The 21,720-nt window shown below is 35.1% G+C and carries 23 protein-coding genes and 1 pseudogene; 9 read left to right on the top strand and 15 right to left on the bottom strand.

Features of this window, described 5'->3' with window-relative positions; all coding sequences use genetic code 11:
* Positions 1–474: 474 nt before the first annotated feature.
* From IGJ50_RS04675 to IGJ50_RS04655, 5 genes are all read right to left on the bottom strand, one after another.
* Entirely contained in the window at positions 475–876 is a 402-nt protein-coding gene (locus IGJ50_RS04675) for a DUF3224 domain-containing protein (protein ID WP_429949121.1), read from the bottom strand.
* 87 nt (positions 877–963) lie between these two features.
* The gene (locus IGJ50_RS04670) at positions 964–1,494 is read right to left on the bottom strand and encodes a hypothetical protein (protein ID WP_429949120.1); all 531 of its coding nucleotides are present in this window, start codon (positions 1,492–1,494) and stop codon (positions 964–966) included.
* A gap of 350 nt (positions 1,495–1,844) precedes the next feature.
* The gene (locus IGJ50_RS04665; RefSeq protein WP_429949118.1) at positions 1,845–2,510 is read right to left on the bottom strand and encodes a hypothetical protein; all 666 of its coding nucleotides are present in this window, start codon (positions 2,508–2,510) and stop codon (positions 1,845–1,847) included.
* Positions 2,494–3,198 (bottom strand): ATP-binding cassette domain-containing protein, encoded by a 705-nt coding sequence (locus IGJ50_RS04660; protein WP_429949116.1) that lies wholly within the window; start codon positions 3,196–3,198, stop codon positions 2,494–2,496. The genes IGJ50_RS04665 and IGJ50_RS04660 overlap by 17 nt, the downstream gene beginning before the upstream one ends.
* Complete coding sequence (locus tag IGJ50_RS04655; protein ID WP_083244365.1) at positions 3,191–3,562, bottom strand: GntR family transcriptional regulator; 372 nt, start codon at positions 3,560–3,562, stop codon at positions 3,191–3,193. The genes IGJ50_RS04660 and IGJ50_RS04655 overlap by 8 nt, the downstream gene beginning before the upstream one ends.
* Positions 3,563–3,850: 288 nt before the next feature.
* Here IGJ50_RS04655 and IGJ50_RS04650 point away from each other — a divergent pair, with 288 nt between their 5' ends.
* A complete protein-coding gene (locus tag IGJ50_RS04650) occupies positions 3,851–4,465 on the top strand; it encodes a Crp/Fnr family transcriptional regulator (protein ID WP_429949114.1) in 615 nt (204 codons plus the stop codon).
* Positions 4,466–4,693: 228 nt separating this feature from the next.
* On the top strand, positions 4,694–5,659 hold the full coding sequence (locus IGJ50_RS04645; protein WP_429949112.1) for an endonuclease/exonuclease/phosphatase family protein: 966 nt from the start codon (positions 4,694–4,696) through the stop codon (positions 5,657–5,659).
* Between the two features lie 137 nt (positions 5,660–5,796).
* Here IGJ50_RS04645 and IGJ50_RS04640 read toward each other — a convergent pair whose 3' ends face one another.
* The 4 genes from IGJ50_RS04640 to IGJ50_RS04625 are packed head-to-tail and all read right to left on the bottom strand — an operon-like array spanning position 5,797 to position 8,311.
* Entirely contained in the window at positions 5,797–6,051 is a 255-nt protein-coding gene (locus IGJ50_RS04640) for a metal-sensitive transcriptional regulator (RefSeq protein ID WP_069640224.1), read from the bottom strand.
* A complete protein-coding gene (locus IGJ50_RS04635; protein ID WP_207120801.1) occupies positions 6,041–6,346 on the bottom strand; it encodes a rhodanese-like domain-containing protein in 306 nt (101 codons plus the stop codon). The genes IGJ50_RS04640 and IGJ50_RS04635 overlap by 11 nt, the downstream gene beginning before the upstream one ends.
* Positions 6,339–7,997 carry an FAD-dependent oxidoreductase gene (locus tag IGJ50_RS04630; RefSeq protein ID WP_429949109.1) on the bottom strand — a complete coding sequence of 553 codons (1,659 nt, stop codon included), beginning with the start codon at positions 7,995–7,997 and terminating at the stop codon, positions 6,339–6,341. Before IGJ50_RS04630 ends, IGJ50_RS04635 begins: the two co-directional genes overlap by 8 nt.
* Positions 7,997–8,311 carry a rhodanese-like domain-containing protein gene (locus IGJ50_RS04625; protein WP_069640221.1) on the bottom strand — a complete coding sequence of 105 codons (315 nt, stop codon included), beginning with the start codon at positions 8,309–8,311 and terminating at the stop codon, positions 7,997–7,999. Before IGJ50_RS04625 ends, IGJ50_RS04630 begins: the two co-directional genes overlap by 1 nt.
* 237 nt (positions 8,312–8,548) lie before the next feature.
* On the opposite strand from IGJ50_RS04625, the gene IGJ50_RS04620 reads away from it, so the two are divergent.
* The 6 genes and pseudogenes from IGJ50_RS04620 to IGJ50_RS04595 form a co-directional block, all read left to right on the top strand.
* Positions 8,549–9,118, top strand: coding sequence for a glycoside hydrolase family 73 protein (locus IGJ50_RS04620; RefSeq protein WP_207120799.1), 570 nt, complete (start codon positions 8,549–8,551; stop codon positions 9,116–9,118).
* A 121-nt stretch (positions 9,119–9,239) separates the two neighbouring features.
* The gene (locus tag IGJ50_RS04615) at positions 9,240–9,884 is read left to right on the top strand and encodes a response regulator transcription factor (protein ID WP_069640219.1); all 645 of its coding nucleotides are present in this window, start codon (positions 9,240–9,242) and stop codon (positions 9,882–9,884) included.
* The gene (locus tag IGJ50_RS04610; protein ID WP_429949106.1) at positions 9,868–11,274 is read left to right on the top strand and encodes a sensor histidine kinase; all 1,407 of its coding nucleotides are present in this window, start codon (positions 9,868–9,870) and stop codon (positions 11,272–11,274) included. The genes IGJ50_RS04615 and IGJ50_RS04610 overlap by 17 nt, the downstream gene beginning before the upstream one ends.
* Positions 11,275–11,603: 329 nt before the next feature.
* The gene (locus IGJ50_RS04605) at positions 11,604–13,937 is read left to right on the top strand and encodes a glycoside hydrolase (protein ID WP_429949104.1); all 2,334 of its coding nucleotides are present in this window, start codon (positions 11,604–11,606) and stop codon (positions 13,935–13,937) included.
* 265 nt (positions 13,938–14,202) lie between these two features.
* On the top strand, positions 14,203–14,733 hold the full coding sequence (locus IGJ50_RS04600) for a helix-turn-helix domain-containing protein (protein WP_429949103.1): 531 nt from the start codon (positions 14,203–14,205) through the stop codon (positions 14,731–14,733).
* A pseudogene (locus tag IGJ50_RS04595) lies at positions 14,721–15,611 on the top strand (IS3 family transposase); the annotation flags it as partial. The gene IGJ50_RS04600 and the pseudogene IGJ50_RS04595, both read left to right, overlap by 13 nt.
* A gap of 63 nt (positions 15,612–15,674) precedes the next feature.
* On the opposite strand, the gene IGJ50_RS04590 reads toward IGJ50_RS04595, so the two are convergent.
* The 3 genes from IGJ50_RS04590 to IGJ50_RS04580 all read right to left on the bottom strand — a co-directional run bounded on the left by IGJ50_RS04590 (position 15,675) and on the right by IGJ50_RS04580 (position 18,105).
* Positions 15,675–16,751 carry a hydrolase gene (locus tag IGJ50_RS04590; protein WP_069641067.1) on the bottom strand — a complete coding sequence of 359 codons (1,077 nt, stop codon included), beginning with the start codon at positions 16,749–16,751 and terminating at the stop codon, positions 15,675–15,677.
* Between the two features lie 96 nt (positions 16,752–16,847).
* Entirely contained in the window at positions 16,848–17,252 is a 405-nt protein-coding gene (locus tag IGJ50_RS04585; protein WP_429949101.1) for a MerR family transcriptional regulator, read from the bottom strand.
* 1 nt (position 17,253) lies between these two features.
* The gene (locus IGJ50_RS04580) at positions 17,254–18,105 is read right to left on the bottom strand and encodes an SDR family oxidoreductase (RefSeq protein ID WP_429949100.1); all 852 of its coding nucleotides are present in this window, start codon (positions 18,103–18,105) and stop codon (positions 17,254–17,256) included.
* A gap of 402 nt (positions 18,106–18,507) precedes the next feature.
* Between IGJ50_RS04580 and IGJ50_RS04575 the strand changes: the two genes are divergently transcribed.
* Complete coding sequence (locus IGJ50_RS04575) at positions 18,508–18,879, top strand: iron chaperone (RefSeq protein WP_069641064.1); 372 nt, start codon at positions 18,508–18,510, stop codon at positions 18,877–18,879.
* A gap of 1,510 nt (positions 18,880–20,389) precedes the next feature.
* On the opposite strand, the gene IGJ50_RS04570 is transcribed toward IGJ50_RS04575, so the two are convergent.
* From IGJ50_RS04570 to IGJ50_RS04560, 3 genes are read right to left on the bottom strand one after another with little or no spacing between them, the layout of a single operon-like run.
* Complete coding sequence (locus IGJ50_RS04570; protein ID WP_429949098.1) at positions 20,390–20,770, bottom strand: GNAT family N-acetyltransferase; 381 nt, start codon at positions 20,768–20,770, stop codon at positions 20,390–20,392.
* Positions 20,767–20,967 (bottom strand): hypothetical protein, encoded by a 201-nt coding sequence (locus IGJ50_RS04565; protein WP_242551059.1) that lies wholly within the window; start codon positions 20,965–20,967, stop codon positions 20,767–20,769. The genes IGJ50_RS04570 and IGJ50_RS04565 overlap by 4 nt, the downstream gene beginning before the upstream one ends.
* Before the next feature lie 35 nt (positions 20,968–21,002).
* The gene (locus tag IGJ50_RS04560) at positions 21,003–21,713 is read right to left on the bottom strand and encodes a DNA alkylation repair protein (RefSeq protein WP_429949097.1); all 711 of its coding nucleotides are present in this window, start codon (positions 21,711–21,713) and stop codon (positions 21,003–21,005) included.
* Positions 21,714–21,720: the final 7 nt, after the last annotated feature.

Here is a 21,720-nt window from a genome sequence, read left to right as displayed (position 1 = left end):
TTATCTCAAGCAATAGTCATTGTTTCAAGAGGAATAATGAACTATTTAAAACAAATTTCTTAAAAATAGAGCTGATTGATTCTTTTGATTTCCACCTTGATTTTTTCTTTTAACTCAATTGATTTTATTATTTCAACAGCTGCACCAAGCTACTTCATCTTCTCATCCACAAGTTGAAAAATCAATATCGATATACGGTTTTACTTGCTTTTTAAATAGAGAGGGTAACTTATTAACAAGTGATGCAACACTCGCAAAATAAGCTGATCCTGTTCTTTATCGTCGACAAAAGTAACTGATAAATGGTGTGTATTCAATAAACAACTACCAGCAGCTCGTCCACTTTGAGTATATACTGGAAAAACCAAGCGTAGATAAAATATCGTTATTATGCTTGGAAAACTACAACTGAGATGCTAATAAGCTAGCTTTCGCTTTATTATGCCCTGTTAGATAATGTATAATCTGGATAAACTATTTATTGTCCTTAAAATCCAGAATCAGCTTACTATTTTCGCCGACAAAATCATATTGATAAGAACCCGTCAAGCTGTGTAATTCTCCAGTACCTTGAATAAGCATTCCTGGTGAATCAAGGGAGCCTTTATCGAAAATACCTTTTTCAGCCGCTGTAAAGGTTCCTGTTTTTCCTTTATATTGGCCTTCAAAATGAAGAAATCCTGTTATTCTTGCTGTTGCTAGATGACCATCTTCTGACTGACTTTCTAAATAATAAAGAAGATACTCGATCCACGCTTTCCCTTGTAAATCACCTTCAAGCTCATATTCTGCTTGGACTCGATTCACTGGAAACGCTATTTTTGATTCATCGACGGGTTGTTCATCCCATTTGGTTACACTAAAGGTTGCACTCATACTTATCCCTCCCTATGAATAACAGAATAGCAAACATACGTTCTTTTTACAAGCGAACAGCGTTTATTTTCTTCATTTCATTTTTTATTAATTTAATAAAAATTCTCTGATTCTCCGACTAAATACAGTGATATTTTCCGTTTTAGACACAGCAGTTGTAACATCCAGATATCCAGGGTCTTTTGACCAAGTGCCTGAATCGGCTGTCAAATATATACTTAATTTTTCTTCATTTTTGTGCTTGTTGATATAATCTAAAACTGCTTTTGGAGGATCGCTTGATTGAACGGTGGATAGTATAATCACTTTATCCCATTCTTCGATTTTACTTTCACCAAGATCTTCGACAGGCTCGACTTTTAAGTAAATATTTTCATCAACTAGATTTTTTTTAAGTTCATTGATTACTTCATTTTTAAAGGCACGATCTTGTGTGTAGATAACAGCTTTATACGAATTTGCTTTTTCTTTTAACGCTTCGTTGATCTCATAACTTGAAATAACACCTTGAACTCTTGCCATGCGGTAGTAGCCTAAAAATCCAGCGGCTCCAAGAATAAGTAACACCACACTGATCACTCCATATCTAACCAGTTTATTCTCCCATAATTTTTTCATTTTTCTTCCTTCTTTCGTTTTTATTCGTAGCGTAAGGCAGTGCTTGGGTCCAGTTTGGCTACTTGATATAGTGCAAAAAAAATTCCTAATACAGCAGTGATTCCTAATGTAGCTATAGCGTTAAGTAGTGCTATTTAAATGACTTCTTTAAAACCAATCCTTGATTCGATCAGCGGATTTGCTAAAAATTGAATCAAATAGGCAAAAGTAATTGAAATAACGTTAGATAGGAACATAATATAGATTTCTTCCATAAAATTGTCTTGCCACTACCACTTGTTCCTAAAATTAGGGCGAAATCCATCGCTTTGGTTATTGCTATGATTTCATGTAAAACAGGGTCTGATTTGTTATCGATCATCGTTCGTTTGATTTCTTTCTAACCATAAATAAACAAATACGAACGTTGCTGACAAGCATGCATTTAAAATAAACGTACTTGGATAAAACTTTCCATGATTGATTGGCAAAGCAATCGTCACACTTTGAGGAAAATAGTAACGCGCAATATCATTCAAAAGTACGACCAAGCCCCACCCAATGGCTATGACAAACGTTTTTGAGAAATTTGGCAGCCATAGTTTTGCTACAACCCCTCTAAATAACACTAAGTAACTGATTATACCCGCAAGGTAAACCGCTAATTCTAAAGCTAAAAGTACTAACTCACTCAGGTTCAAAGAGATTGTTGAAAAATTAAAAATAAGATTTACTCCACCAATTAAAATCACTTGCAGATAGGACAATAAATATTTTGCAACCATCTTTTCAAAGGTCGATTGAGTAACCGTACTGGCTAATGTGCGGTGATTTGACTGAATATCCAGTTGATTGATCCGCCAAGTCAAAACGATTGCTGCAATAACTGAAAGAATGATCGGCAAACGATTCCATTGAGATTCTGGCATAGTTAGTTGAAAAACATATTTAGCAAAATAGCTGGTCAAAGTCAACAGTAGGCTACTTAAAAAGAATTTTTTGCTTTTTTCATGGTAAAAATTAAATAAACGTATCATCAGCTTCCTCCTCATAGATTTCTTTCAGCGACATACTTTTGCGTTCGCGTAAATCTTCTAAATCGATCACTTCGCAGAATCGATTGGGATTCATGAATAACACATCCGTAAATAATGTATCCATCTCTTCAATAAAATTCGTCGAAACAATAATTACTTTATTTTCTCCACTGGCTTTTCTCAACAACTGTTTCACTTGAATCCGTGATGAATAATCCAAGTAAGCAAATGGTTCATCTAATAGGAAAATGCTTGTTTCTTTGCCATATTCACAAGCTATTTTCACTTTGACTTTGGTGCCTTCAGAAAGTTCCTGCCACTTTTGTTTTGGAGAAATATGCCAAATTTCTAATTGCTCCATTGCTTTTTCTAAATGAAAACCAGGAAATAAGGTCGTATACTCCAGCAGAATTTGCCGAACGGTTTCGGTAGCTTCAAAATAATCAATTGTTGAAACATAAGCTATATTTGTTTTAAATGCTGGACTGCTTTGTATTTGGTCATTATAGAGAATCGTCCCGGAGCTTATTTTCCGTTGCCCTGAAATACAGTCTAATAATGTTGTTTTGCCAGTTCCATTTTTCCCGAGAATTCCTAGAATTTGACCGTTTTCTAACGTAAAAGACAGCTCTTGAAAAATAGTTTTTTTGTATCGTTTGCTACCATTTTTTACCTGTAATTTATTCATTTGCAGTCCTCACAATCCGTTCAATGATATGGTCTCGTTCACTTTGTGTTAACTCAAACTTTTGTAATTGAATAATAAACGCTGTCAAGTGTGCCTCAATCAATCGAAAGCGTAGATCTGTAATTTTACCGACATTATGTGTCACGAATTTCCCAATTCCTCTCTGACTGATCAATATTTCTTCTTGTTCTAAAATACTGTACGCTCGTTGAACTGTGGTTGGATTTACTGCTAAATCTTCTGCTAATTGTCTGACAGACGGTACTTTTTCATTTTGCTGCCAATGACCGTTAACAATCCATTGTTCAACCTGTTCGATGATTTGTTGATAAATAGGTCTGTTGCCGTCATAATTCACCTGCATCCTCCCTTTCTTAGATAGATACTGTACTGCACAAGCCATACAGTTAGCTGGTAAACCTTATTTTAGAGGAAACAAAAAAAACAATTTATATCAATGATATAAATTGCTCTGGCTTTGGTATAAATTAGGTAAATCAAGAATAGACTCTTTTATTCCCCCTAAAAATTATGCTATACTTTTTCCACTGACTATGAATTCTCTAACTGACTGAGCTACTTGTTCAGCTTTTAAAATAAGGAGCCATGACTTATCGAATTATATAAAGAAAATACGCGCTTGATCAACTACTTGAAAAAAAAGAGACCCTTTGACTGGACAGAAAAACACTATGTAAAAAGCAATTTGATCATCGATGAATATGATAAAGCCAAAACCTTGTATTACGTTGTTTCAGGGGTAATCTGTGTCGAAATATTGAACGATGACAAACGCTATATCTCATCTTTCATTTTTCAAAATGATTTTTTTGGGTTAGATAGTTTTTCTACATTTAACCAAAAAACTCACTCCGTTCGAGTTATTAGTGAAGAGTCCACTATTTTTAGTATCCCGAAAACGATTCTCTTAAATACATTGAATGAAGTGCCAAACTATTATGAGTTGCTATTGACTAATTTTGCCGATATTTTTCAACGACATTATAGCTACTTTGAGTTCTTACATTTGCCAACTGCAGCCCGAATCAAACAAGCTCTAAGCTATTTAAGTGATCATATCGGGCATTTGACAGAAACAGAGCAAATCGAACTGCCGACATTTGTCACACAAGAAATTTTATCAAAGTTTTGTCGGACATCTCAATCTAGAGTTTCTATTTCTTTAAATGAATTAGAAAAAACCGGTTGGCTATTAAAAAAGAAAGTGCCTATCACAATAAATTCAGAAGAAGTAGAACTGGAATGAAATCTCTAATAAGCCAACTTTCATACAAAATAAAATACTTAAAGTTTACTTTTTCTTCCTTTAGATATATACTATCATTAGTTACTTATTTCTTTGGATAGTTATTGTTTTTACTGACAAGCTAAACCGAAATTACTCATTTATTTGAGTAATTTCGGATTTTTTGTATAAGAAGACAATTATCCAACTGTTTTTTAGTAACGAAATAACGCTAAAAGGAGAAAAAAGATGAGAAAAAAAGGTTATTTATTGTTTAGTATTGTTGCTACTATGATGATGGGTTGTTCAAACACAACGCCTAGTAAACAAAATACAAGTGAAACCGGTCACCAAGAGAAAGAGGAACTAATTGTCGGAACATTTAACATTGATATTAAAGCCCCAGACAATGATGTGAATGACCAAAGAAAGCTACTTTCAGATAAAGATGTTGAGATTTTTGGCATCCAAGAAGTAGACAAAAATACAATCCGTTACGAACAAAGAGCCAACTATGATCCCTTCACTGATTTTACAAAAGGACCCTATAAAGATTCTTTCTTTGGACAGTCTATTGAATTTGGTGGCGGTGGTTATGGTAATGGTATCGTTTCTAAATATCCTTTAAAAGAGACGAAAGTTGTCGAATTATACGGTATGAAAGAAGCTCCTGGAGCTGAACAAAAACAATTTTATGAGATCTACAAACATTTTGACTATAAGGATAAAACAAGCTCAGATCGTTTGATGGATATTTGGGGAGAAGGTGGTTTAGTCACAAAAGGAGCCTTGGAACCGCGTTCTTATTCTCGGGCCATTTTTGAAAAAGATAAGAAAAAAATTGCCTTTTATTCTACCCATTTAAGTGTTGAGTCATTTGAGGTGCGAACGAAACAATTAGAACAACTAAAAAAAGTTTTAGATGAGGACCCTACAGAATATAAAATTTTAGTTGGTGACTTTAATACCGATCATGGTATTAATGAATTCAATGTTTTCTCTAAAGATTACCAAATTTCTAATGGACATAACGGTGTCTGGTTGGAAACGATGGCAGAAAAAGATGTTGCAAGAGCTTCTTTAGAGACGAGTATGGCAGTAAAATTTTTAGATAATATTATTGTTTCTAAAAATTTTGAAATCACAGATGTCGACGTAATCAAAACAGATTTATCCGATCACTATCCTTTGATTACGACCTTAAAATTTAAATAGACAGCGAGAAAAATCATTTTTTGAAGATTTTCATTAACTAAGAGGGACAATTAAGCCGATTCGCCTACTGTCCCTCTTAGCTATTTTCAATGACGCATCCTTGATAGTATTTCATCTAAGTGATTCAATAGTAAAAATCATCTCGTTTTGACGATCATCTCCAGTGCTTTTGCCAATTCTTCACCCGTCAGGTCAATGTCTTTATCCTCCATACATTGTTTCAAATTTTCCGTCACCACCAGCCCAATCACTTTGTCTATACTAGAGCGAACTGCCATCAATTGGGTCACAACTTCCCGGCAATCTTTTCCTTCATCCATCATTTTTAAAATCCCTCGAATTTGTCCTTCTGAACGTTTCAAACGATTCGCTAGTTTAGGATCACAAGCCATCCACAACATCTCCTCTCCAGGCGGACATACCACCCATCACATTTGTAGCGTCATACCCTAATGAAGCAACATATTCACTCGCCATTTGTGAACGTCCGCCAGCTTGGCAAATAATATAATAAGGTTGCGTTTTATCCAATGATTCAGCTGTTTCTTGCAACGTGCTTAATGGCAAGTTTTTTGCCCCTTTAATGTGTCCTGAAAGATACTCGTCTTCCTCACGCACATCTATGATAGCTAATTGATTTCTTTTTTCTACTTGTTCAAATTCATCGATCATGATTGATTTATACATTATTAATAACCTCCTGAGGGTAAATTGTACTATATAGTTGAAAAGCACCATCTAAATTTTTCACATTAAAGCCATTATTTTTTAAGATTCGTTCGGCTAAATAGCTACGTTGCCCACTTTGACAACTTACAATGATTTCTTTATCCGTTGGAAGATCAGTTAAATGCTCTCTTAATTCATCCAATGGAATATTTTTAGCTTGAGGTAATGCACCGCTATTCGTTAGTTCTCCTGGATTCCTCACATCTAGTAAAAAAGCTCCATTTTCTATTGCTTCTTTCAATTCGTAATATTGAATAGTGTCAGAGAAGCCTTCAACAATATTGGTCGCAGCATAACCCACCATATTTACAGGATCTTTCGCTGAGCCAAATGGCGGTGCATAAGTAAATTCTAACTCTGGCAAATCCATAACGGTCAGATCTGCTTTGATTGCAGTGGCGATGATGTCAATTCGTTTATCCACACCATCTTGTCCAATCGCTTGTGCGCCATAGATTTTACCTGATACAGGATGAAATAGCAACTTCATCACAATCGGATAACTTCCAGGAAAATACCCCGCATGGCTTTTTGAAGTTGTATGCACTGCTTTAAATTCTAGATGACTATTGCGTAACTGGCGTTCACTTAAACCAGTACTGGCTGCCGCAAGATCAAACACTCGCACGATTGCAGTTCCTATACTTCCTTGGTTTTTCCGAGCTACGCCTGCGATCACATCTGCTACTTGGCGCCCTTGGCGATTTGCAGGAGATGCGAGCGCGATCAGAGCATCTTCTTCTGTGACTTGCTGTTTAACAACGATTGCATCACCAACAGCATAAATATCTGGATCATTCGTTTGGTAAGTTTCATCTACAACGATCCCTCCACGTAAGCCTATTTTCAAATCAGCTGCAACAGCTAGATCGCTAGATGGTTTGACGCCAATCGATAGCACTGTAAAATCACTTGAAATTGTTTCACCTGAACTTAATTTGATTTTCTTTCCAGCCTCTTTAAATGCCGTTGCCCCAACCTCTGTATAGACAGTAATTCCTTTTGCCTTTAATTCTTTTTCAACAAAGGCGGCCATTTCCTCATCTAAAGGTGGTAAAATTTGCGGCGCTGCTTCTACGATTGTGACATCAAGGCCAAGGTGACTTAAATTCTCTGCCATTTCTAGACCAATAAATCCTGCCCCAATCACAACGGCTTGTTTAGGTTGCTCATTTTTGACAGTTGCTACGATCTTATCGATATCTGGAACGTTTCTTAAGGTATAAATATTTGTTGCTTCGGCCAACCCTTCAATTGTCGGTATCACTGGTTGTGCCCCTGGTGAAAGAATCAATTTATCATAACTGATTGTGTTCTCTTTACCATTCGCATTCGTTAAAACTGTTTTATTTTTTCGATCGATTTTAACTGCTTCTGTTTCTGCATAAACATCAATATTAAATCTTTTTTTCAACTGTTCAGGAGTTTGTAAGATCAATTCTGAACGTTCACTGATTTCTCCCGATACATAATAGGGCAATCCACAGTTTGCAAATGAAACATAGGGGCCTTTTTCTAAAACGATGATTTCGATCTCTTCAGATAACCTTCTTAATCTAGTCGCAGCTGACATGCCACCTGCTACACCGCCAATAATCACTACTCGCATTATAATGTCCCTCCTCTGACTTCTCCACGCCAAGCACTCATACCGCCTTTAACGTTGATTGCATCGATTCCTCTAGCTTTTAATTTTTTAACAGCTTGACGACTTCTCATTCCAGATTGACAAATCACATAGACTGGTTCTTTATCTTTTTTTACATAAGAATTAATTTTACTAAGGGGTATATTTTTTGCACCCGATATATGTCCAGATGCAAATTCTGTCTTTTCTCGAACATCGATTACTTCGGGCTTTGTTGCTAATTTTTGTCGAAGTTCGCTTGTACTTACTGAATTTCCTTTAAAAAATGAAAACATTTGCTTCTCCTTTATACCCTATAGGGTATTTACATTAAATAGCATAAAGGATATTGGGAGACTTGTAAAGAAGTTTGTTTCAAAAAAATTTATCGATCATTCCATAAAAAGAAGTATATTCTTAATCAAACTGAAGTATTTCTTAAGAAAGCCAAACAAATATTAACTTCTTTGGCATATTTTTGTAACATTTAACCTCTATACTGTTTGTAACACTTAAAGAAAAGAGGTTATTACATGAATCAAGGAATTCTAAGAAGACAAAATATTTTACCCTTACTATTGATTCTACTTCTTTCATTTGCTAGTCTTTTCCTTATTTTTAATAAAGAAGAACAACCAATCCAAGATGAAGCCACTGCGTATCAGCAGATTTTTATTGATGAAATAGCATCTGAAGCGAAACTTTTACAAAAACAAACCCATCTATTTGCTAGTATTACCATAGCCCAAGCGATTTTAGAATCTGACTGGGGTCGTAGTGAACTAGCGGTCGAAGCAAAAAATTTATTTGGGATCAAGGGTGCTTTTAATGAAGAATCTAGCATTATGCCCACGGATGAGTTTATTGATGGTGAACGAATCACGATCGATGATTCGTTTAAAAAATACGAGACGATCCAAGAATCCATGGTCGATCATATGGAATTTTTAAAAGGCGGTACCTATGATGCAATTAAAACAAGTAAAAATTATCAAGAGGCAGCTGTTGCTTTGCAAAATGGCGGCTATGCAACCGATCCAGACTATGCCGAAAAATTGATTCAATTGATTGAGGAATTTAAACTTTATAAGTATGATAAATAATAAAAGCATATCATGAACGGTTCTTATCTAAACCTGCTATGCAATACGTTGATTGAATTTTGTACTAATTTATCAACTTTTCTGCCAAAAGAATAATCGATTTTTAAAAGGAGTCTTGAACATGTTTATTTTAGTTGCCGATGATAGTCCCGAAATGGTTAAGATCGTTAGTGCCTATTTAAAAAAAGACGGATTTACAGTCTATACTGCACTTGATGGTGAAGAGGCCTTAGATATTTTTTATCAAAAAAAATTAGATTTAGCTATTATTGATTGGATGATGCCTAAAATTGATGGCATTGAGGTCATTAAAACGATCAAAGCCGAAAGCTCATTAAAGGTCTTGATGCTCACAGCTAAATCAACTGGTGAAGACGAATTTCTTTCTTTATCTAGTGGTGCAGATGACTATATTACCAAACCATTTCATCCACAAGTGCTATCATTACGTGTCAAAAAATTGCTTGGTTTAACGCGTTCATTATATGTGAGAGACTTATTGATCGATCCAGCGAATTTAAAAGTTTGGAAAGAGGAACAAGCATTGGATTTAACAAAAAAAGAATTTGATTTGCTGATGATGCTGGTTAAAAATCGTGGCAGTATTTTATCAAGAGAACAATTGTTAGTCGGTGTTTGGGGTATGGATTATGATGGTGTAGCACGAACTGTGGACACACATATTAGAAGGCTTCGTGAAAAAATTGGCGATGAGATTATCACCACCAAACGAGGAGTGGGCTATCTCATTGAACAAGAAAACTAGAAAAATCAGTACAACACTCACATTGACCTTTTCACTGATTATTGTAGGTAGCTTTATCATCATGTTTCTTTTCAATAGTCTGATTGTTCCTTATTACTATTTTTCTAAAATGGATCATAAAGTCACCTCCGTTATGACAGATATTCAACAAAATACCCGATCTGAACAACAACTAGCTGAATTAGAAGAGAACAATCAAGTCACAATCATCTCACGAAGTTTAGATGGCACCTCTCTTGATGATTTTAATGAAGCCTTGAATGTAGAGTTGAATCGAAAAAAGGTCGCATTAAATCGCTTTTGGATTACACAAGAAACATTGGATCAACTACAAAATACATCTCAATCTGTCCAACGAAATTTTGACCAAGGGAAGCAGAAATCCAGTTTCTTAGTTGAGATGAGAGTAATTGATAATACTTTTTACTTAGTGGGGGTTTCTACTGTTAATTTTTCAGAAACAGCGAATCTGATCAATACTTTCAACTTTATTTCTATGAGCCTGACATTGGGACTGATTATTGTCTTAATTTATATTTCTGTTCGGAAAATAACGGATCCTTTAGTCAACTTAAAAAAAGTGGCAGAAGAAATCACCAGACTAACATTTGTAACGACCGATGACATTCCAGCCAATGAAATTGGTGAATTAGCACTTAGCATCAACAAAATGAGTTATGCTTTAGCTACTTACCAAAAAAATTTATTAGCTAAAAATGAACAACTTAAACAATTTACAGCAGACTTGACCCATGAATTAAAAACACCGATTGCTTTGATAAAAGCATATGGCTCTGGTATTGAAGATAATTTAGACGACGGAACGTATCTTGAGGTGATTTTACAACAAACCCAACGATTGAATGATATCGTTGATCAAATGTTGGACTATGCAAAATTAGAACAGCAACAGCCAATCAATAAAGTCCTGTTGCAATTGTCAGATACTTGGAGACAAACAGTAGCAGAACTTCAACCTACGATGGAAAAAGAAGACATTTTATTGCTAGAAGCAGACACAGATACTCCTCTTTCATTGATTGAAGCAGATCCGATTTTGCTCAAAAGAGTTTTTGATAATTTATTAACTAACAGTATTAAATACACCACGGACAAAGAGATCCAAGCCAATTGGCGTGAAACGGAAGAATTTATCGAATTTACGATCAGTAATCAAACCTCTCTAAATTCGGATTTTGATGTAAATAAGCTTTGGGAAGCCTTTTATGTCCATGAAAAATCACGGAATAAAAACCTTTCTGGCACAGGACTAGGCTTATCGATCGTTCAATCGATCATGCAGGAACATGGATTTACAATCGAAGCTAGATTAGTTCATCAGACATTAATTTTTATTTTACATTTCTATAAATCGGAAAAACAAGCGTAATATTTTGCGCTTGTTTTTTTAATGTTAGATTTTGGCATTTTTCTGTAACACTTGCTTGGTAAACTTTGGATATGCTATTGAGTTGAGCAAGTTTGCTCCTCGGAAAAAAGATGAACTATACTTGAGGCAAAAAACACCTCAGTCATACTTCCCTATTTTTCTGTCGAAGCAGGACAAGCCTGCTCAGCTTTTGTATTATCTAGCTTCACAGGCTTGCTCCTCGGAAAAAAGATGAACTATGTTTGAGGCAAAAAACACCTCAGTCATACTTCCCTATTTTTCTGTCGGAGCAGGACGAGCCTGCTCAGCTTTTAAATTAGGAGGAACCTATGAAAAAAATGTCTATCTATCTTAGCTTAGCCGTAATCACACTATCCTTATCTGGATGTAATTTCAACCAAACTACTGCAACAAATAAATCAGAAAAGTTGATCGTCAACAACGAAATCGAAAAAAACAATAGTTATGCTAAAACTGATTTCTCCTTTGATGTCGATCCAGCAACTTTCACTGTCTCCATTACTGAAAATGGAGAAAGAGCAGAAGTCTCAAAACCTCAAGAAACAAAAGAAGTCTCTGACCTAAAGAAAAGCAAAGAAGAGATCAGTTGGACTTATCCGAATGAACAAATCAAGGTCAAATTAAAAAAAGAAAATAATCATCTAGCTGTGGCACTCACAAGTTTATCCGCTGAAGATATCTCTTTTATCTGGCCTAAATTAGACGCTGAAAACTATGTACTACCGATTGCTGAAGGAAAAACAATTCCTAATGATCAAAAAGAGTGGCTTGCCTACTTTAAACAAAATGAAGAATTATCAATAAGTGAAGCTTTCTCAATGAGCTTTTTTACAACAAATCAAGAAACTTTTGCTACAACCTTTGTAATGGATAACACTTTTAACAGTGATCTTTTAACAAAAACCGAGCCTCACTTAACTTTGGAAGCCAAGCATAATTTCATTGGCTTTGACAAAAATAAAACCTTGAATTACCGACTTTATGTTACCGATAATGATCCTGTCGCAATCGCCAAAACCTACCAAAGGGATCGAATCGATCTAGGGGAGTTCAAGACACTTGATGAAAAGGAAAAAGAAAATCCAGAAATTAAAAAAATGCGTGGTGCGATTCAAATTTATTACTGGAACAGCCGCATTTTAACAACAGAAGATATTAAATGGGGTAAGCTACCTCAAATGGTGGATGAACCAATTTTCCAGTGGATTGCTGAATTGTTGACTCAATATGGTGAAGATGGTTCTGAGGAATACTTAAAGGCTTTAGAAGCGTTTAAAAAAAATGAAGGCTATAACTATGAAAAAAACACCTTCTTAACATCCATCAATTATGTTCTGCTTTATCCACAATTTTATACTAAAGATATTTTCAAAAACCCGGATGCAGACGCACAAAAATTGATTGATAAAGGCATCGACAAACTAAGTGAACAGGAACGCTATACTTTGAATAAACACCTATTAGCTGGTATTTTAGGTGATCTAACCCCACCACTTGAGCAATGGGGAGCAACATCATCTGATGTCTTTAGAGAGATGAAAGACTCAGGTGTTGAAAATGCCTGGATTGGTCTGCCAAACTGGGTTAATGGCTTAATGAATCCCGAGATGGTCAAAACAGCAGCTGATCAAGGCTATCTGATTGGTCCTTATGATTCTTATCAGTCGATTCAAGAAAAAGCTAGCATCGATTGGAACACAGCTTCCTTCCCAAACAAAAACCTATACGAAAACGCAACAGTCACGAAAAAAAATGGTGAAAAAGTTGCTGGTTTCTTAGGCAAAGGACGCAAACTTAATCCAACACAAATTTTTCCTGACGTCGAAGAAAGGTTTACAGGAATTATGCAGAATAAGATTCCTTTTAATTCTTGGTTCTTAGATACTGATGCTGCTGGTGAAATTTATAATGACTATAGTTCTGATCACTTAACTACCCAAAGTGAAGATGTTGCCGGCCGATTAAAACGAATGGATTATTTCAATCAAAATGGTCTAGTTGTCGGTTCTGAAGGTGGGAATGACTTTGCTTCAAAAGATATGGTTTTTGCTCACGGAATCGAAACACCTGTCATTATGTGGTCTGATCCTGATATGCGAGAAAACAAAGAAAGTGAATACTATGTAGGAAGTTATGCTACATTAGACGGCGGTATTCCAACAAAGTACAAAAAAGTCGTACCAATCAAGGAAGAGTACAAAGCGATTTATACTGATCCTGTTTATTCTCTTCCGCTTTACAAGCTTGTTTACAACCGTTCGGTGATTACTTCTCATCAATGGGAATGGGATAGCTACAAAATCAAAGATCAAGTCGGTGAACGTCGCATGAAAGAGTATTTGTATAACACTCCGCCAATGATGCATATAGACAAAGCTTCTTGGCAGGAACATAAACTAGATATTTCAAAAAATGCTAAAATTTGGGTACCTTTCCAAAAAGAAGCTTTACAACATGAAATGACTGGTTTTAAAGTATTGACAGATAATCGTTTAGTTCAAAAAACTGAATTTGGTGATACCTTATCTGTGCTTGCTAATTTCTCTGATACTGATTATGATGCAGATGGTGTTAAAGTTGTTAGTCATACTGCTTTGATCATTCATGATGGGAAAGAAACGATTGTAAAAGCGGAAAGTTAATAAAAAGAGGTTGGGACAGGAGTGTTTAATCCCGAGAAATAAGAAGGAATTCACGAAAATTGCTCTTCAAATTTTTGTGAATTTCAGCTTATTTCCGAAGCCTTCAAATCTTAATGCTTTAGCACTTAGAATTTGATGTGATCGAAGCGAAGCGTAGTGATTGCTTCTGCTCCCACCGTTTATACGGATTCCTTGAGTCTGAGAGATAATGATGTGACCCCCAAAAGTTGTACGTGAAAAATACAATTTTTGGAGGTTATTTTTTATGAGTTATTATGAGGTAGAATTCAAATTAAAGCTAGTGAAAGAGTACCTAGAAGGGCCTCTGGGCGGACGAGCCTTGGCTAAAAAATACGGACTCCCATCAAATGCCTTAATTTACAATTGGAAACACTCCTATCAATTATTTGGGAAAGAAGGGCTCAAAAGACACCGTTCGCTGACAAAATATACTAGTGAATTTAAGCGAGATGTATTACACTTTATAGAAACGACAGATGCTTCTTTCGGTGAAGTAGCAAGACAATTCAAGCTACCTAATGGGTCGATGATTTCTCGTTGGCAAAAGAAATACATCGCTGGTGGTCAAACTGCTCTGTCCAATCAAAAAGGGAGACCCAAAAAAAGGATGAACAAACCAACAAAAAAACAGCAAGAAACAAGCAAACTATCTCGTGAAAAGGAATTAGAGCGTGAGAATGAACGTTTGCGAATCGAGGTCGAGTATTTAAAAAAGCTACGGACTTTCCAACAAACTATTATGGCGAAGCGAAAAGACGAGTTCAAACCAGAATAGCCATAGAACTTATTGGAAAGTATCGTCAAGATCATGTATTACAAGCGATTAAGCTACCGCGTTCTACTTTCAATTACTGGAAAAAGATAATGAGCGAAGAAAAAATGACTCACATAGAGAAATTGATTCAAACAATTTTTGAAGAGAATGATCGCAATTATGGCTATCGTCGAATCAAGTTGGCTTTAGTGAATAGGGGCTATCAAATCAATCATAAGAAAATCAGACGAATTATGAAGAAATATAACTTAGTATGTATAAGCTTTACACGTCGTTCAAGAAGGTATCGATCTTACAAAGGTTTGGTGGGAACCTTGGCTAAAAACAAGGTGAATCGCCGCTTCTTTAGCACGATTCCAAAACAAAAAATCTTTACAGATATTTCAGAATTCCACTATACTGAACGAAATTCCGAAGGAATTAAACTAAAAAGAAAAGCCTATCTCAGTCCTTTTCTTGATGGTTTTAATGGAGAAATCATTGCCTATCAATTTCAGCAAAAACCAACGTTGGATTGCGTATTGATTCCTTTAAAAACAGCCATTAAAGAAAGTAAAAAGACCAACGTTCGAACAACAATCCATTCCGATCAAGGGTGGCATTACCAAAATCAACAGTATGTTAGACAATTGAAGCAAGCAAAGTTATACCAGAGTATGTCACGAAAAGGAAATTGTTTGGACAATGCATTAATGGAAAATTTCTTTGGTCTAATGAAACAAGAAATGTATTATGGCCGTAGTTTTTCTAGCTTTGAGGAATTAAAACGAGCAGTTACAAATTATATTGATTATTACAATCATCATCGGATAAAAGCAAAATTGACTGGTATGAGTCCGGTTCAATACCGAATTCATACCAGTCGAATGACAGGTTAATCTACGTACAACTTTTAGGGCGCACATCATAACTCGTAGAGCTATGTCCCAGACTCTTTTTTGTTACTTTTTCAACTTAAACGTCATCTCAACTGGATTATGATCTGAGTTTTTAAATTCAGCATCTATTACTTTCCCATCAATGTTTTCGACATTATCTGAAATGATAAATCCATCAATCAACGCTACAAATGACTCTCCTTTTTTATAAGGTTTATCTAAATTACGAACAGATGGTACTGGCGTTTTTCTTTCACTTAATGCCGCGACTTGTAAATTTTCTGGTAGTTCTTTTTTAGGAAAAGGTTGTAGCCATGTGTATTCTGCTGTTGTGTCATTTTTAAATGTCTCACTCGAAGAATTTAGTAGATCATGATTAAAATCGCCACCACAAACGACATAATTTCCTTTTTTGTATTCATTTTCCATATGATCGAATAATTTATGCACTTGCTCATTTTGGATTTTTTCGTCTTTGATGTAGGCCGATAAATGAACATTATACAGCATTAGATATTTACCGTTCTCAACTGGAATCTTTGAAACAGTAAACGCACGATCTAAATCAAAAAATTTATTGAAATTCGTCTCGATTGGTAAACTATAGCGTGTGCTTGTTTCAATTTTGTTATTGCTTAAAGTCAAAATACCTGATTTGGATTTACCAATTGGATCTAGCACGGGATACATTAAGAAAGCTGAATCATAATTTGTCGCAAATACGCTAGAATAATTGGGAAACGCTTGATTGATTTGTAGTACTTCATCAACACTGTGACTGCGAGTCGCTTGTTTATCAACTTCTTGAAATAAGGCAAAATCTGGCGCTAGCTTTTTTGTCAGTTCATTCACACCGGAAATATTATCGATAACACTCTCTTTGCTCACAGCTTTTGACTGCTTACCGCCGTCCATGAAGAAAGTATAGTCTGGTGTATAAGAACCATAACCAACATTAAAGGTTGTAATTTTGTATGCTTTATTGGTAGATGCTTGATTTATTTCTGCCTTTTGAACGATTTTGACAGCTAACTCATCAGTGATTCTAGAATAACTAAAATAAACATACCCCACGTACGCTAAAATAATGATCATCAATATAGATAACATACTCAGTAAAATCTTGATTTTTCTCTTCATTCTTTCTTTTCCTCTTTCTTTTACGATAATCATTAACTAGAAAATAGACTGTACTCATTATACAATAAAATGAGTATCAGTCTATTTTTTAATGTGTTACTTTTTTTCGTGTTCTCTATTCATCTTATTGATCATTGCTGTTGTTTGAGGCAATAATTCATTGTAATAATCATCTAGCTTCCTATCGATTGTGGTCAATCGTTCCTGAAGTGATTCAATCTTTGCTGTGATTCTTTCCTGTTCTTCTTTCAACAAACATTTTCTGGCTTCGATCGTACTATCACCCAGATTCGCTAAACGGACGTACTCGATGATCATTTCTAATGTCATACCTGATGCCTTTAGTTTTAAAATCGACTGGACCCACTCAAGATCGATTGCGTCATAATTGCGAACGCCATGGATCGTTCGCGTCACAGAAGGAATCACACCGATTCTTTCATAATATCTTAACGTGTCCGCAGAAACACCTACTAATTCTGCCATTTCTTTAATCGTCATATTATTTCCTCATTTTTTTAAAATCAACTGATTTTGATAATTCTTTATATTTTTCTGTTATCTGAATTTTTTGATTCGACATATTTAATGCTAATTCATATGCATCACTTCCAACCATCAACTCTAAAGGCGGCTCCTCCATTGCAACAATTTCCATATATAAGTCAGCAACTTTTTCTGGATTTCCCGCTTGATGTCCATTCATAGCAGCAACAAATCCAAGACGCTCTTCTACAGATTTTTTATAAGGTTCGCTGATTTCTTGAGATATTGAATAGGAATTATCAGATAGAAACTCAGTGCGTAAATAGCCTGGTGCAGCATTGATTACATGAATACCAAAAGGTTTGATTTCTTCTGCAAATGCTTGAGTGATCCCATTGATTGCAAATTTCGTTCCAGCATATGTTGATTCAAAAGCCCCTGCGTAAAGCCCTGATATTGATGAGGTATTGATAATATACCCTGATTTTTGCCTTCTCATAATGGGCGCAACCGCTCTGAGCATGTTCAATGTACCAAATACATTAATATCAAAACAGGCGCGAACTTCTAAATCTGTTAAATCTTCAACAGCTCCCGCTACCATATAACCAGCATTGTTTACCAAAACATCGATTTTGCCAAACTTTTTGACAGCTAATCGAATTACCCGTTCAATATCTGCTTCATCTGTCAATGATAAATCAACTGGTAAAAATGATGCACTTTCAACTCCTATTTTTTGGATCAATAGTTCCTTTGTTCGACTCGTTGTGACTACCTGATGGCCGTTTTCCAAAAGTTTTCTTGTCAAAGTCAACCCTAAGCCTTTAGAGCCACCTGTTACGAACCAGACCTTTTTATCCTGCATACTTACTTTACTTCCTCTCTGTTTTCTGTTGTTTGATCGATCAACAAGGAAAGTATAAACCTTGGAGGTACCTCCAAGACAAGCATTTTTTCAATTATATTTCTTTATTAATTCTGCTAACTTATTGACCGTATTCGCATTTCTGATTGTCACTCTTTCATGATACGCAACTTTTTCATATTCCACTTTAGCTTCGCTTACAGATACAAAGACTTCCTCTTTAACGTCTCCTAATTAACCTGTTTACATAGATTATACCGTACTAAAAAGCTATAAAGAAAAGAATAGAACACTGAACACACACCTTATCTAATTTCTCTAAAGTAAATAGTTTCTTCAAAGGTCATCCTATATTATACTAAAGAAAATTGCAGCAATCACTTGCAGGAAAGAGGCAGTAAAATGAAAGATCTCAATGAATTTTTCTCAAGTACCAGTAAGCCTGAACATCGGTTTCGTTTAGAAGATCTCTTTGAATGGACTAAGCAAAATTATCCCCAATTCAACGTCGTGATCAAATGGAATCAACCGATGTTTACAGATCATGATACCTTTATTATCGCTTATAGTTCATCTAAAAAACATCTTTCCGTTGCTCCTGAGACTGTAGCGATTAGTGCGTTCAAAGAAGCTATTGAAAAAGCTGGCTATCAGCATACGGAGAATATCATAAAAATAACCTGGGACCAAGCTATTGATTTCGAGCTATTAAAAAAGATTATTGATTACAATGTTCAAGAAAAAATTGCCTATACAAAATTTTGGCGTGAATAGTCTGGAGTAGTTCACTAACCATTCAAAAAAGTACTATCGATAAGAGTTTATTGAAGTAGCATTTTTAGACTAAATCTATTATGATTTAGTCATAAGAGTAATGTGTTTATCTTCCCCAAAGATAAATCAAAAATTGATCCCACCTCAGTTGAGGTGGGATTTTTTAGACAAGACATTTTTTATGGATTAAATTTTTCTATCATTACAACCATCAATTCATTGGCAATATTCCCTGTGTTTAATACATCAACTGACTCTTGGTTTTCAATTTCAAATCTTAGCTTGCCCTTCTACTTCTCATCTTTTTATTGAAGTTTATTTTAGTTCATAATCATTTTAAAACAGATAACGATATATTTATGTGCTTCACTTAGAATTGATGAGCCTCTTTCTAAAATACGAACACTTTATTCTAAAATCGTTGTATATACAGGAATCATGTAAGAGAAACGATTTCTGAAAAACGAACAAAAGATTAAGAATTTCTTTAGTGTCAAATTAAAAAGGCTCCTAACTATCAGCTTTCCTTTTTACTCACTTCACATTTTTTTTACTATTTCTAAAATCCCATTGACTGTACTCCTATCTTTAAGTTAAGATAATATTACAAAATCAAATAAAAAAAGGCGCTCTGCAGGAGGACAGCAAATCATCCCGCAGAGCCCTGTATTATCAGCCAGAACTAATAATACAAGTGCCTCCGTCAATAGTTTATTGACTATTTTCATTGTACTAAAAGTAAGAAAAGATTACCAGTCTTTTTTGTGCAATAAATGAATTTAGTGAATATTTATTTAGCGAACGCTCATGGTATTAGTTGCTGACTAATACCATTTTTTGATTTTCACATTGCTATTGGTAATTAGAACGAAAAACAAAATAAACAGGCACTCTGTAAGAAGACAGCAAATCCTCTAACAGAGCCCTGTATCGTCAGCCAGAACTGACAATACAAGTTGCCTGAGTCAATGTACATTGACTTATTCATTTTACCTAAAAATTGTAAGAAATACTAGTGTTTTCTACAATTTTTAGTAATTTAGATAGTTGATGGGTATTTATTGCACTCTTGCGCGGTATTGGTTGGTGACTAATACCGCATTTTTTCGTTCTTTTTATAAATAGTAAATACCAAGTTCTCCTTTTTTCTTGACACGATTTTTCTAAAATCACTTGGTATTTACGAGCTGACATTACTAGCATCAATCACTCACCAGTTTTTTCATTCAGTCTAAAAAGGTTGCCGAGTCAATGCGTACAAAAACAAATAATTTCTTAGATCTACAACACTGAATGTTAAAAACAATGAAAGATGCCGTGTGTGTCAGTAATAGTTAGAATTTATCTGGCGGAGGAGAATTCTAACTTCCTAAAAAATAACAGGTTAGCAGAGTCTGTTATTTCAATCAGCTATTTATCAATCATGCTATTCCTTTTTAGTAAATAACCAACCCAACCATTTTACCAACATAATGATAAATAGCTGGTTGTTTTATACTTATACTCATATTTATAGCTCCTCTATAAAATGTTCAGGATAGTTTTCCCAATAGTCTTGATAGACTCTTTCTTGATCATCATCGAAATTTAATTGGTACAATCTAAATGTGACACTGATATTTTTGGGTTGCCATTGTTCTACGTAGGAATACTTGTAGCTCATTCCAATTTTTCCCATGACCTTACCACTGGCGATGTTATGAATATCGTGGGTAGCCGTAACATACTGCCATCCCTTTTCTTTTAAAAAGTGAACAACTGCAAGACTAGCTTCTGTTATCAGCCCATTTCCCCAATACTCTTTTAACAAACCACAACCAAAATCGTGACTGTCATCCTCGCTCACAGAGATATAACCAATTGTATGATTGTGTTCTTTAAGAATAATCATAAAATGATACCCATTATTTTTTTGCCATTAAGATTAATCTTAGCTTTGTAAAACTTTTTGGTCTCTTCTATATTTTTTACTGGATACCATGGAAGATACTTATTAACCGTTTCATCAGATAATATCTTGTACAATGCTATCATATTAACTTCAGTTTCTCTAATCTTTCGGATAGCCAAACGCTTGGTTTCTATCATAAATATTCTCCTCGTTTACGATTTCTCTGTTCTAATCAGCAAATAATTTGTTTACGCTTGATACCTAATCGATTATGATCTTTAAGCTTCTGTATTTTTGTGGCAGGATTAGGTAAACGACATCCTCTTGTTGCCAGGGTTATTTCGATCTCTTTTATATCTGCAGCAGTTTCTAATGCTATGTCTGTTAAGTTTGTATAGTAGCTGCCTACGTAAATAATAAATTGATTCATACTGTATCTAATCTCATTAGGAGCCATATGGATTTCTTTTTTTAACCGTTGCAAAAGTTGTTCAATCTCCACTTGAGCAATTTGATCATCGGACTGGATGGAAAGGTATTTTCCAAATGTCAGCCAACCAACATTTTGCGATTTTGAATCCGACATAGCTAACCATTCTCGCGCAAGCTCCAGGGCAAAAGGGCTTTCTGCAGCAACGCCAGCTACAATTGTCTCATCAATTGCTGACCAGCTACTTTGCCTTAACCATGAAGTGATTTCCACCTTTGTCATTTTTTTTGAATCAATTGCAAGGCCGGCTAAATATTGCGCATCTGAATTTCCAGTAGCGAAAAGTTCTAAGCAAAGTTCATGATGATCCTTTACTTTTTTTAGCAAATATTTCTTAAGATCACCAATTTTAACGCCGTAGCAATTGGTAGGTGCACCATGTGTTCTGAACGTTTTACGTGTTTGGGCCGTTCCAAGTTTTTCTAATTCACCCATTATTTCAACCAAAGACATTTTCTAT

The organism is Enterococcus sp. AZ101 (assembly GCF_050499005.1).
Lineage (GTDB): Bacteria > Bacillota > Bacilli > Lactobacillales > Enterococcaceae > Enterococcus_L > Enterococcus_L ureilyticus.
The sequence above is the reverse complement of the archived record's forward strand: the minus strand, read 5'-3'. Positions and strand labels throughout refer to the sequence as shown.